The sequence below is a fragment of the Mycobacterium shunyiense genome (genome assembly GCF_058270075.1).
Genome location: NZ_JBZDPU010000014.1, coordinates 23,550 through 35,871 on the forward strand (window position 1 = coordinate 23,550; position 12,322 = coordinate 35,871).

The 12,322-nt window shown below is 65.1% G+C and carries 13 protein-coding genes; 6 read left to right on the forward strand and 7 right to left on the reverse strand.

All coding sequences use genetic code 11. From position 1 onward, the window contains the following. Positions 1–61 precede the first annotated feature (61 nt). From AC4ELH_RS11150 to AC4ELH_RS11170, 5 genes are read left to right on the forward strand one after another with little or no spacing between them, the layout of a single operon-like run. Positions 62–1,126, forward strand: a complete 1,065-nt coding sequence (locus tag AC4ELH_RS11150) for a ferredoxin--NADP reductase (RefSeq protein ID WP_064882054.1) — start codon at positions 62–64, stop codon at positions 1,124–1,126. Continuing rightward, positions 1,119–1,877, forward strand: coding sequence for an SDR family NAD(P)-dependent oxidoreductase (locus tag AC4ELH_RS11155; protein ID WP_174554221.1), 759 nt, complete (start codon positions 1,119–1,121; stop codon positions 1,875–1,877). Before AC4ELH_RS11150 ends, AC4ELH_RS11155 begins: the two co-directional genes overlap by 8 nt. Positions 1,878–1,933: 56 nt before the next feature. Further along, positions 1,934–3,208, forward strand: coding sequence for an aromatic ring-hydroxylating oxygenase subunit alpha (locus AC4ELH_RS11160; RefSeq protein ID WP_498884494.1), 1,275 nt, complete (start codon positions 1,934–1,936; stop codon positions 3,206–3,208). After that, positions 3,205–3,540: a hypothetical protein gene (locus tag AC4ELH_RS11165; protein WP_448448121.1), complete on the forward strand. Its 336-nt coding sequence runs from the start codon at positions 3,205–3,207 to the stop codon at positions 3,538–3,540. The genes AC4ELH_RS11160 and AC4ELH_RS11165 overlap by 4 nt, the downstream gene beginning before the upstream one ends. Before the next feature lie 29 nt (positions 3,541–3,569). After that, positions 3,570–4,415 carry a TauD/TfdA dioxygenase family protein gene (locus AC4ELH_RS11170; protein ID WP_498884496.1) on the forward strand — a complete coding sequence of 282 codons (846 nt, stop codon included), beginning with the start codon at positions 3,570–3,572 and terminating at the stop codon, positions 4,413–4,415. Between the two features lie 89 nt (positions 4,416–4,504). On the opposite strand, the gene AC4ELH_RS11175 is transcribed toward AC4ELH_RS11170, so the two are convergent. Together AC4ELH_RS11175 and AC4ELH_RS11180 are read right to left on the reverse strand one after the other, a co-directional pair. Beyond that, positions 4,505–5,428, reverse strand: a complete 924-nt coding sequence (locus AC4ELH_RS11175; RefSeq protein ID WP_498884498.1) for an NADP-dependent oxidoreductase — start codon at positions 5,426–5,428, stop codon at positions 4,505–4,507. Positions 5,429–5,449: 21 nt separating this feature from the next. After that, the gene (locus tag AC4ELH_RS11180) at positions 5,450–5,863 is read right to left on the reverse strand and encodes a cupin domain-containing protein (RefSeq protein ID WP_064934231.1); all 414 of its coding nucleotides are present in this window, start codon (positions 5,861–5,863) and stop codon (positions 5,450–5,452) included. A 108-nt stretch (positions 5,864–5,971) separates the two neighbouring features. Here AC4ELH_RS11180 and AC4ELH_RS11185 point away from each other — a divergent pair, with 108 nt between their 5' ends. After that, the gene (locus AC4ELH_RS11185) at positions 5,972–6,859 is read left to right on the forward strand and encodes a LysR substrate-binding domain-containing protein (protein ID WP_498884500.1); all 888 of its coding nucleotides are present in this window, start codon (positions 5,972–5,974) and stop codon (positions 6,857–6,859) included. Positions 6,860–6,872: 13 nt separating this feature from the next. Here AC4ELH_RS11185 and AC4ELH_RS11190 read toward each other — a convergent pair whose 3' ends face one another. The 5 genes from AC4ELH_RS11190 to AC4ELH_RS11210 all read right to left on the reverse strand — a co-directional run bounded on the left by AC4ELH_RS11190 (position 6,873) and on the right by AC4ELH_RS11210 (position 12,270). Then, the gene (locus AC4ELH_RS11190; protein ID WP_498884501.1) at positions 6,873–8,378 is read right to left on the reverse strand and encodes a GMC family oxidoreductase; all 1,506 of its coding nucleotides are present in this window, start codon (positions 8,376–8,378) and stop codon (positions 6,873–6,875) included. Positions 8,379–8,455: 77 nt separating this feature from the next. Further along, positions 8,456–8,644, reverse strand: coding sequence for a ferredoxin (locus tag AC4ELH_RS11195; protein ID WP_064957848.1), 189 nt, complete (start codon positions 8,642–8,644; stop codon positions 8,456–8,458). Positions 8,645–8,713: 69 nt separating this feature from the next. After that, positions 8,714–9,469, reverse strand: coding sequence for a DUF6891 domain-containing protein (locus AC4ELH_RS11200; protein WP_498884503.1), 756 nt, complete (start codon positions 9,467–9,469; stop codon positions 8,714–8,716). Positions 9,470–9,597: 128 nt separating this feature from the next. Next, positions 9,598–11,016, reverse strand: a complete 1,419-nt coding sequence (locus tag AC4ELH_RS11205) for a WS/DGAT/MGAT family O-acyltransferase (protein ID WP_498884505.1) — start codon at positions 11,014–11,016, stop codon at positions 9,598–9,600. A 27-nt stretch (positions 11,017–11,043) separates the two neighbouring features. Next, on the reverse strand, positions 11,044–12,270 hold the full coding sequence (locus AC4ELH_RS11210) for an alpha/beta hydrolase (protein ID WP_064882031.1): 1,227 nt from the start codon (positions 12,268–12,270) through the stop codon (positions 11,044–11,046). Between the last annotated feature and the right edge of the window lie 52 nt (positions 12,271–12,322).

A 12,322-nucleotide genomic window follows, 5' to 3' on the forward strand; every position in this document is an offset into this window, starting at 1 on the left:
GCACCGTCGTCGATATCTACCACTTGAGATTAATGACAAGTACTTGATATTATTGAACGCGATGGAGACATCTACGACGACGCCCCGCACGGAATCCGCCGACGTGATCGACGCCGACGGGTTCACTCCCGTGCGGATCAAGCAGGTGATCCGGGAGACCTCCGACGCGGTATCCCTGGTACTCGACATCCCCGAGCCGGCCAGAGACCGATTCCGTTATGCGGCGGGGCAATTCATCACCATTCGGCCGAGAATCGCCGGGGCCGAACATCGCCGGTGCTACTCGATGTCCTCGTCGCCGACCGTCGATCCCGATCTGCGGATCACCGTCAAGCGTGATCGCGACGGCCTGGTCTCCAACTGGGTCAACGACACCGTGAGCATCGGCGACGAACTGCACGTCGCACCGCCCGAAGGCCGCTTCGTCCTTACTGCAGGCGAACGCAACATCGTCACCTTCGCCGGCGGCAGCGGCATCACCCCCGTGTTCTCGCTGGTGCAGTCGGCACTGGCCGCCACCACCCGCAGGACTCGACTGTTCTACGCCAACCGGAATCTCGACTCGGTGATCTTCCGGGAGGCGCTGGCCGCCCTCGTCGACAGCCACAGCGAGCACCTTCAGGTGCACCATCACCTCGACGATCTGGACGGCGTCGTCTCGCCGCAACAGATCGCCGATTTCATCGCCAACGACAGCCACGCGGCTACCGATTACTACGTCTGTGGACCCGCCCCGTTCATGGACACCGTCGAACGGGTCCTGCTCGACACCGGGATCCCCAAACAGCACGTGCATCTGGAGCGGTTCAGCGTCGCTGCGATCCCGCCGCCCGACGCGGACGAACCTGCGGTCACCGAAGAGGTGACGATCGAACTCGGCCGCAGCACCGTCACCGCGCCGTACCGCGCAGGTAACACCCTGCTTCAGACCGCGCGGCTGGCCGGCCTGAAGGCGCCGTCCTCCTGCGAAACCGGTTCGTGTGGAACGTGTATGGCTCAGGTGGTCGAGGGCAGCGCGCGCATGCTCAACAACGACGCCCTCGACGACGACGAGATTGCCGAGGGCTGGGTGGTGACGTGCCAGGCACTGCCCACCAGCCGCACAGTGAGAGTGGTCTATGAGTAAAACCAGTGTGAACAGGGTGGCCGTGGTGACCGGCGGGGCATCAGGCATGGGCGAGGCGACGTGCCACGAGTTGGGTCGGCGTGGGCATCAGGTCGCCGTGCTCGACGTCAATGCCGATGCCGCCCAACGCGTCACCGACGACCTGCGGTCGGCCGGCGCCACCGCCTTCGCGGTCGGCGCCGACATCACCGACCGGGCTGCGGTGGAAGAGGCCTTCGGCAAGGTGCGCAGCGAGCTCGGGCCGGTCGGCATCCTGGTGACCAGCGCGGGCATGTTCGGGTACGCCTCGTTCGCGGACATCACCGAACAGTCCTGGGCGCAGATGATCGACGTGAACCTGAGCGGGACGTTCCGCTGCTGCCAGGTGGCACTGCCGGACATGGTCGAGGCGGGGTGGGGTCGCATCGTGATGATCTCCTCGTCGAGCGCGCAGCGCGGCACCCCGTTCGCGGCCCACTACGCCGCCTCCAAAGGCGCCCTGCTGACCCTGACGAAATCGCTGGCGCGCGAGTACGCCGCGCACGGCATCACGGTCAACAACATCCCGCCATCGGGTATCGAGACCCCGATGCAGCACCACTCGCAAGCTGCGGGTTACCTGCCGCCCAACGAGACGATCGCCGCCAACATCCCGCTCGGCCGACTCGGTACCGGTGCGGATATCGCTGCCGCCGTGGGGTTCCTGTGCTCCGAGGAGGCCGGATTCATCACCGGTCAAACCCTCGGGGTGAACGGCGGCGCAGTGATGTAACGGCTCCCGAGCCGTCCGAGCAGTCCGAAAACGCACTAGTCACCACGGAGGTTCACATGGCAACCAAGTGGCCCAAGCCGGCTGAGGGCTCCTGGACCGAACACTATCCCGATCTGGGTACCGGCCCGATCCCGTTCCGGGACTCCATCTCTGAAGAGTTCTACGCCCTGGAACAGGAGGCCATCTTCAAGCGGGCCTGGCTCAACATCAGCCGGGTCGAAGAGACGCCCGAGGTCGGCAGTTTCATCACCCGGCAGATCGAGGCCGCCGAAGCGTCGCTGCTCCTGGTGAGAGACCACGACGGCGGTATCCGCGCCTTCCACAACCTGTGCCGTCGACGCGGGCACACGCTGGTGTCACCGGACTTCCGCGCCACCGAATTACGCAGTACCGGAGCCGAGTTCGAATGCCGGCACTGCGGCTGGCGTTACGGCCTGGACGGAAGGCTGATATCGCTGCCCGACGCGGACCGTTTCAGCGACCTGAACCCCGATGACTACGGACTGGTTCCGGTGCACTGTGACGTCTGGGCGGGCTTCGTGTTCGTCAACTTCGACCGCGAACCACGCCAGAGCTTGCGCGAGTTCCTCGGCCCCATGGTCACCGCGCTCGACGACTACCCGTTCGACAAACTCACCGAGCGATACGACTGGGTGGCACACAACAACAGCAACTGGAAGATCTTCGCCGACGCCTTCCAGGAGTACTACCACGTGCCCTCGCTGCACACCCAGCAGGTGCCGCCCGAGGTTCGGGATCCCAACGCCGGCTTCACCTGCGGCCACTTTCAACTCGACGGCCCGCACCGCCTCGTCTCGACGGCCGGCACCCGACGCTGGCTGCTGGCACCGGAATACATGTACCCGATCGAGCGCGCCACCCAAAGCGGGCTGGTGGGTCCCTGGCGGACTCCCGACATCGGCGAACTGCCGATGCACGGACTCAACCCGGGCAACATCGATCCCTGGGGGATCAGCAACTTCCAGATCTTCCCCAACCTCGAGATCCTGATCTACGGCGGCTGGTATCTGCTCTACCGTTACTGGCCGACCTCACACAACACCCATCGGTTCGAGGCGTTCACCTATTTCCACCCGGCACGCACGGTGCGGGAACGCGTCGAGCATGAGGTAGCCGCCGTGGTGCTCAAAGAGTTCGCCCTGCAGGACGCCGGCATGCTCGGCGGCACCCAGGCCGCGCTCGAGTACGACGTCATCGACGACTACCCGCTCAACGATCAGGAGATCCTGGTACGGCACCTGCACAAGATGGCGGTCGACTGGGTCGAGGCCTATCAGCGCGACCGCACGCCGGTGGGGACGTCACGATGACCTCCCCTCGACTCCCCAGCGCCTTCGCCGAGCTGGAGCCCTACGCCGAAATCTGGTGTCTGCCAACGGAGACCGAGCGCTGGGAGCGCCGGCTGGCCAGCACCATGCCGGAGATGCACGAGTTCTACGACGCCTTCTTCCCGCGCGTCGAGGAGGCGATCGAGTACTGCGACAAGTTTCCGCTCGACGACATTCCCGACGATGCGCTCAACCTGCTGCACCTGATCTATTCGCTGATCATGGTCGCCATGTCGGTGGAGATCATGCACCAACCAGCTCCGACCGATTCCGCCGACGCCGTGATGATCCGCACCGGCGAGCCACGGCCGTAACACCACCGAACCCTGAAAGGACGCACCCGATGAGTGTGTTGACCATCAACAAGCTGACCACTTCGGTGGGCGCCGAGGTTGTCGGCGTCGACCCCGAACGCCTGGGAACCGACGACAGCCTGGGAGCCGCGGTGCTCGACGCCCTGGAGGACAACGGGGTGCTGGTGTTCCACGACCTGCATCTGAATCCCGAAGCCCAAGTGGCTTTCTCGCAGCGCCTCGGCGAGATCGACCGCTCGGCAGATGGCCATCACCCGGTCTCGGGTATCTACCCGATCACGCTGGACAAGACGAAGAACAAGGCCGCCGAATACCTCAAGGCGACGTTCGACTGGCATATCGACGGTTGCACCCCCATGCACGACGAATGCCCGCAGAAGGCGACGGTGCTGTCAGCCCTGGAGGTCGCTGCCCGGGGAGGTGAAACCGAGTTCGCCAACACCTATGCGGCCTACGACTCGCTCGATGAGGCCGAGAAGGAGCGCTATCGCGGGTTGCGGGTGGTCCACTCCCTGGAAGCGTCGCAGCGGCGGGTCTATTCGGATCCGACACCCGATCAGCTGAGCCGTTGGCAGGCCCGACCTACCCACGAGAACCCGCTGGTGTGGACGCACCGCAACGGGCGAAAGTCGTTGGTACTGGGCGCTTCGGCGGACTACATCGTCGGGATGGACCGCGACGAGGGTCGGGCCCTGCTCGCCGAACTCCTCGCCCACGCCACCACCACAGACAAGGTGTACAGCCACAAGTGGTCGGTCGGTGACACCGTCATCTGGGACAACCAGGGTGTCCTGCACCGGGCCGCGCCGTACGAACCCAACTCACCCCGGCACATGCTGCGCACCACGGTGTTGGGAGACGAGCCGATCCAGTAGCTCACTCACCCACCACCGCGAGCGTGCGTGTTTGTCGCCCGACACGCCTTGAAACGGCCGCATTATGCGCACGCTCGCGGTGTGCGGCTTCAGCCGCCCTCGACCACCCGGATGATCGTCTTGCCCGCGACGCGTTTCGCCGGGTTGAACGCCGACACCGCATCCGAGAGCGGAAGGACCGCACCGACAGTCGGCCGCAGTTTGCCGTCGCGCAGTTTGCGCTCGAGCATCACGAGTTGCGTCCGGTCGGGTTCGACGACGAAGAAGACTGCCCGAGCGTCCGCCGGCTGAACCCGGGGTGGTTCGGCGATGGTGACCAGGGTGCCACCCGCCCGCACCAACTGCGCTGAGCGATCCAGGATCTCACCGCCGATCACGTCGAACACCACGTCGACCTGGCCGACGGCCTCTTCCCACCCGCCTTCCAGCTCGAGGAAGGCATCGGCCCCCAGCTCGAGCGCGGCGTCCCGCTGCGCTGCCCGACCGGTACCGATCACCCGGGCTCCGCGTTCGCGCGCCAGCTGCGCCGCGATCGATCCGACAGCACCGGCCACGCCGTGGATCAGCACGGTCTGCCCGGCCGCAAGGTGCCCGTGGTCGAACAATCCCTGCCAGGCTGTCAGTCCCGAGATCGGAAGTGCTGCCGCAGTGGTGTGGTCGACACCGGCCGACAGCGGCGCAAGATTTCGCGCCTCGACCGCGACGTACTCGGCGAGAGTGCCGTTGCGGGCCCAGTCGGTGACCCCGAAGACCCGTTGCCCGACCGTGAGGCCCGTTGTGCCATAGCCGAGTTCGACAACTACGCCCGAGACTTCATGACCAGGCACGGCGGGCGTCCTGTCCCGCCCGGCGCGATCGACCCAGGTTCCCGGCCAGTCCAGCTCACCGGGAGTGAAAGCGGCCGCGTGCACCGCGACGATGACGTCGTTCTCGGCCGCATGCGGGTGGGGGATCTCGGACAGCGACAGTCCGTCGGCGCCCGCAGCGCGGTCGCCGGTGATCAGGGCTTTCACGGTTGTTTCCTCGTTCCTCGGTCAGCCGATGTTGATTTGACGCGCGTCCGGATGACGCAGGTGGTCGCGGGCCTGGATCTCGTCGGGACCCAGCATGGTGATCATGTCGACGCCCGGAGCGCAGATGCAGACCGCCAGGAAAACAGCGCGGTGGTGCGGGTCCAGATTCGCGACCTGGTAGTGGACCACATCTCCACCGGGCTCCCAGAACGCCTCTCCCGCAGCAATGTTCCGGGGTGCCTCACCCTCCAGCTCGAAGAGGATCGTCCCCTCCAGCACGTAGCCGAAGACGGGTCCGGAGTGACGGTGCGGCTGCACGCCAGGGTCGGCCGGCGGGATCTCGATGATCTGCGTCATCGCATGCGCGCCCTCCGGAATCCGGGGCGGGGTGACGCACAGCAGATCGGTGACCGTGACATTGCCTGCAGCCAGCATGTTCACTTCCTTCGTTCGAATCTTGCCCTTCCATCAGACCAATGCCAATCCATCAAGTCCAACGAACAATATTGATCATCTCTATCGCGAAACGAGATACTCGAGGTCATGGAACTTCGCCAGCTTGAGTACTTCATCGCGGTCGCGAGTGAGATGAGTTTCTCCCGGGCCGCGAACCAGACACACGTTGTCCAGTCGGCCCTGTCCACGGCAGTGGCGAAACTGGAGAAGGAACTCGGAGTGGATCTGTTCGACCGCTCCAAACACCAGATCAGGATCACACCTGCGGGAGAGCTGTTCCGTGAGCACGCCCGCCAGGTGGTCCAGACCGCACGACTGGCAAAGGACGCGGTGAGCGCGTACCACGGAGAGCTGACCGGCACGGTCGACCTCGGGTCGCTGATCTCGTTCGGCACGCTCGACGTACCTGAGATACTCGGCGACTTCCACCGCGAGTATCCGCTTGTCCGCATCAGGTTGCGGCAGAGCCAAATTGGTTCCATGGCCTATCTTTCGGCGATCACCGACGGCTCACTCGACCTGGCTCTGGTATCGGCACCGGACCGGTTCCCCGCGCGCGTTCAGATGCAGTTGCTGTGCCGAGAACCGATGGTGTTCGTCTGCCGCAGGGATCATCCGTTCGCAGACCGCAATGACGTCGAGGTCGCTGAACTCTGCGACGAGGATCTGATCGGGTTTCCGCGCGAATTCGGCCTCAGACGTCTCGTCGACACCGCTTTCGCGGCTGCCGGCGTCGACGCCCGGGTGTCTCACGAGGTGGCTCTCGAATACTCGATTGCCGGCCGCCTGGTCCGACACGGCCTCGGCACCATCGTGATGCCCGCCAGTGAGGCCGCGCACTATCCGGACCTGCGCGCCATCGAGATACGACCGGCGATCATGTGGGACATCTACCTCGCCTCAGCCGAACAGTCACGGCTCGGCCCCGCCAGCGCCAAGCTGGCAGAATTTCTCCTCGCCTCCGCCCCGGCGTGAGCGGCGAGCAAAGTCACACTCCGAGTAGGAGATCCGCAGCGCGGTGCGCGATCATCATGGTGGGCGCGTTGGTGTTGCCCGAGGTCAGTGTCGGCATCACGGATGCGTCGATGACGCGGAGTCCGTCGATGCCGTGCACGCGCAACTCGGGGTCCACGACCGACGCGTCATCGGTACCCATGCGGCACGTTCCGACCGCGTGGCCGATGCTGGTCTCCCGGCGGGCCAGCCATGCGTGATCCTGATCGCCGGTGTTCAGGTACGCACCCGCAATGCCTTTCATGGCCGAGGCACCCTCGACGACCTCACGGGCATGGCTCATCCCCTTGCGCAGCCGATCGATGTCGTCTCCGTCACCCAAACGCTCGAACTCGATCCTGGCCTTACCGTCGTGCAGTCCGACCCGGCCCCGGGTCTGCGGATGCATGAGCACGGTGTAGACGGTGAACCCGTCGACGCGCTCGATGGCCGTGCGGCCCGTGCTCCCGTCGAGCTCGTAATGTATGGGGCTGACCGCGATTTGGAAATCGTCGGTGAAGATCTGGGCTTCGAACGGCGACATGGTGAGTACCCCGGTGCCGCCGAGCAGCAGTGAGCCGACACCCTTCAGCGCCCTGATCGGCCCGAGTGTATTTGCCGTCGGCACCTTCGATTCCCAGAACTGAGTGCCGACCAGGTGGTCCTGGAAGTTCTCGCCGACGCCGGGAAGCTCGAGCACGGTGCCTGCCGGTCCGATGCCCGAGCGCAACAGCAGCGTCGGTGAGCCGATGGCGCCTGCGCTCAAGATAACGTCCTGGCGGGCAAGCAGTTTGCGACCCCCGCACTCGACGCCGACAGCTCGACCGTTCTCGATGAGGATCCGCGACACCGTCGTTCTGGCCAGCAGCCGGGGCCGTCGATCTCGGGGTAGCGACCGGAGGAAGCCATGCGCCGAGGAGACCCGCAGGCCTCGACGCTGGTTGACCTGGGTTCGGGATACTCCCAGTTGCGACCGTCCGTTCTGGTCTGGGTTGCGGTCGTGTCCGGCCTCGGCGGCGGCAGCGATGAACGCCTCGTCGACCTCGTGGTGGTGTCCACACCACGACACCGGAATCGGGCCGGCGTCGCCGCGATACTCGTCACCGCCGCCGATCCAGTTCTCGATGGCCTTGAAATGCGGCAGAACCTCGTCGTACGACCAACCGTCGCATCCGGCCGCGGCCCAGCCGTCGTAGTCGGCGGCGCGACCGCGCACGTAGACCATGGCGTTGATCGACCCGCTGCCGCCGATGATCCGTCCACCGCGGAAGTGTTCGGCGATGTCGCCCTTACTCGGATCGGGCGCGCACTGATGTTTCCAGTTCGCCGTCAGGTAGAGCGAGGCAATCCCGGTCGGCACGGGAACGTCGGGCCGACGATCAGTGCCGCCGGCCTCGATCAGCACCACATCGGCACCTGCCGACGCCAGTCGCGACGCCACGATCGATCCGGCCGAACCCGCACCGACCACGATGAAGTCGGCAATGTCGGCGGCAGGCATGGAACGGAGGCTAACCAGTCCTCCCGCGATGCGCGGCCAGTTCGATCATTTGTCCGACAGGAAGATTCAGAAACTGTCTAGCCGCGCCGCAGTGCCGCGCGGGGGCATTCCTCGATCGCTTTTGCGGCGACTTCTTCCAGCCCGGCCGGCACCGGATCGAGTTGGACCACCGAATAGTCGTCCTCATCGAGTTGAAACAGCTGCGGTGCGAGTTTCACGCAGATGGCATTACCTTCGCAGCGGTCCAGGTCGACCTCGACGCGCACGGCAACCTCCCGAGGAATTTCTCCAAGTTCTATTTGTAGAAATGGTACCCCTCATGAACGCCTTCGGTACTACAAACCGCCGCCGCGTGGATTGAACAGAGTGCCCAGCCACCGCACCGGTGCCGCCCAGCTCCGGTTCTGCTCCTGAGGCATGTCGACGGCGCGGGGTGACAGCGGCTTGCGCCACTCCCTGATCTCCACTTCGATGCGTTCGTGGCGTGATCCCGACCAGTACGTGGTCAGACCAAAACTCTCGGCCACTGCGACGATTCGCTGCCCCACCATCGTGTCGGTACGGTCCTTCACCTCCTCGGCCGCCGCTTCGTCCCCGTCGTAGGAGGCCTGGACCAATGCCTCCGGCAAGTCGGGATGCGCACGAAAAGAGCTGTATCCCAATGCCAATTTCGGCGGGTATTCACCTAGCCGCAGTGCATCCTGCTCGTGGAAAAAGGTGTAGGCCCACTCGCGGTAGCGATACCAGTCCGGCGGATTCGGATTGAGGGTGCGCTCGTCATCGATCTCGCTGGTGCCACAGGTCATGCAACAGGAGAAGCACATCCGACCGAGGATGCCCTCCGATTCCAGCTGGGTGAACGCGTCCTTCAACCGACCGTAATCACCGGTGTCGAGCCAGGCGGCCTGCTCGGCCACCCGCTCATCCCACATCGATCCCACCAGGAGCGCCGCGTCGTCAGGCTGCAGCACTTCGGAATCGGATGCCCATTCGAGCAAGTCGTCGTAGTCCCAGAACCCGGCGATCAGTCGAAGCCTGAGCTCCTCCTGCAGTTCGGCGAGATCACCAGTCTCCGAGTCTGGGCTGTCCATTGGCCACATCCTTCCGTTTGGCCGGTTCATCCAGAAACCCGGTTGATGTGCGACTACGCGAGCGTGCGGCAACTGTCACTGTTGCACGGCGAGTAGGCAGACAAACACGCACGCTCGCGGTGCAGAAGTCACTGCGGCATCGCCGACTCGACCACGGTCAACTTATCCGAAAGTCCTGCGACCCTGCGAATTTCGCGGAACTCGTCGACCATGCCCTCGGTGACCTCGTGCGGATCGTCGACCGTGGCATCGTCGGAGAGCACCGAGATGTTGAGCTGATCGACGTAGCTCCACACCGTGATGTTCAGCCCGCTGCCCGTCGTGATCGGCCCGACCGAGTAGATCTCGGTGACGGTGGCGCCACCGACCTTGCCGCGCTCCCGCGGTCCCGGCACGTTCGAGATGTTGAGGTTGAGCACCTTGTTCTGACCGTCCTGATGGGACAGCCATTTGAACGCTGCCTCGACCGGCGCCGGCGGCATGTAGGCGGCCCAGCGCGCGATCAGTTCCGGACCGATCAGTTGATGACTTTCCTTCGCCAGCGCGGCTGCATCGTGCGCGCGCTGCACCCGCTCGGCGGTGTCGGCGATATCTACCGGCAACGCCACCAACACACCGCTGAAGCGGTTACCCGAGATGCGGTCCGGCGAGAAGTCGAAGCTCATCGGCACCGAGGCCAGCAGCGGATGGTCGGCCTTGCCGTCGTATTTGAGCGACAACGTGCGCAGTGCCCCCGACGACATGGCCAGCACCAGGTCGTTGATCGTCACCCCGAGTTTCTTGCTCGTTTCCTTGACGTCAGCCAATGCCAGTGTGGCCGTGGCGAACAGGCGCTTCTCGTCGAGGATGTGGTTCATGAAGCTGGGCGGCGGGGTGAACGGCCGGGTCAACTCGGGCGACAGCTTGCGGCTGCTGCGTCGAACCCGCCCGAACCCCTTGGCCGTGTATCGCATGGTCCCGGGCAACCGGCCGAGCTGAAGCATGTGATCGGCGAACGCGGAGCGCACCAGTTCAGACTTGCTGGGCGCAGGATCGGTGGCATAGGAGTCGTCGTCGCGGTCCGGGCCGTCGCGTAGATCCATCCCGCGGGCCAGGAGATTGGCCGAGGCCACCCCGTCGGCCAGGGCGTGGTGGATCTTGCCGACCACGGCGATGCGCCCGTTTGCCAGGCCTTCGACGAAGTACATCTCCCACAACGGCCGGCTACGGTCCAGCGGGGTACTGCCGATCTCGCCGATGGCCTCGTCGAGTTCACGGCGCCCGCCCGGAGCCCGTACCCGCCACGGCCGGACGTGGTACTCCAGATCGACGTCGCAGTTCTCCCGCCACATCGGGTGATGGAATTTGAACGGGATGTCGACGAGCTGATACCGGAACGGGTCGAGCTTGTGCAACCGCCCGCGGATCACCTCCCGGAACTCGTCGATCCCGAAAGTCCGCTCACCCATGTCTTCGAGCGCGATGACCGCGATCTTCAACGTGTGCATGTGCACGTTGGGCGTCTCTGTATACAGCAGGAACGCGTCCCACCCACTCAACCGCTTCACGGTGTCCCTCCCCAGGTGTGGAAACGTCTATATGACCGCTTTAGCCTCGTCCATCGCCCGGTTTCGGTGAATCTGGTTGAGGAACAAGCCGATTGCCGTAGCCATCGTCCCGGTTCTGGCCCCGTCCGTCATGTCGAAGGCATGTCCGGCGCCGGGCAACTCGATGTAGCTGACCACGGCCCGCGACACCGACCTGAGCTTGTCGACGAAACTGCGTGCCTGCGCGACCGGGATGACACTGTCGCCGGTGCCGTGGATGACCAGGAACGGCGGTGCATCGGGATGGATTTGCGCGATCGGTGAGGCCTTCCGGAAGATCTCCGGATACCGATCGAGCTTGCGGCCCACCACGATCCGTTCCAGGAAATCGACGAACCGGACCCGCTCCTCGGTGGAGCGGTCCTCCCAGTCGTAGCGCCCGTATATGCCCACTACGGCATCGACCGAGGTGTCGGCGCCCTCCGGCAGGTCTCCCTGGAGCTCGGGGTCGTTCGGGGTGAGCCCGGCCAGCGCGGCCAGATGACCGCCGGCCGAGCAGCCCGCGAGGGCGACGAAGTTGCGGTCGCCGCCGAACTTGTCGACATTGGCCCGCGCCCAGGCGATGGCGGCCTTGACGTCGGTGATGTGGCGCGGCCAGCGATGATGCGGGGCCACCCGGTAATCGATCGACAGACACACCCAGCCCTGCTGGGCCAGATGTGACAACAGCGCGTAGCCCTGGAGGATCCGGCCACCGTGTACCCAGGCACCGCCCGGCACGAACAACAGGACGGGAGCGGGGGCTGCGCTGGGCAGATCCTTGGACCGCCACACATCGAGCAGTTGAGTCGGGTCGTCGCCGTAGCGCACCGAGGTTCGGTACACGTCGCGCCGGTACTCGTAGGTGTGCCACAACGGCGCCACGCTGTCGGGGGCCGGCCAGTCGATGGCCAGGTCAGCCGGCGAGACCACCCCGCGCAGCGCCTCTTGGGCAACGGCGTTGGTCTGCTCCCGCTCCGCCTGCCGCAACTCGCTGTTGTCCGGGGCGAACCATGACTTCGCCGAGGAGGCGACGAACTCGGGCAGATGGCGGAATCCCCACACGCTCATGGCAGCTAGGGCGCCGAGCGGTTCCAGGTGCTTGCCCACGACCGGCAGCGAAGCCGATGCCACGCTAAGGGCCAGCATATGGTCGGAAGGCTTGGCATGCAGCAACCATTTTGCTCGATCAGCGAGCGTCGGTGCGGGGTACCGGTTATCCGGTCGTGCCGTCATTGCGCGAGCGTACCCCGCAGCCTATTGACTCAGGCGACAACTTCGCCGACTT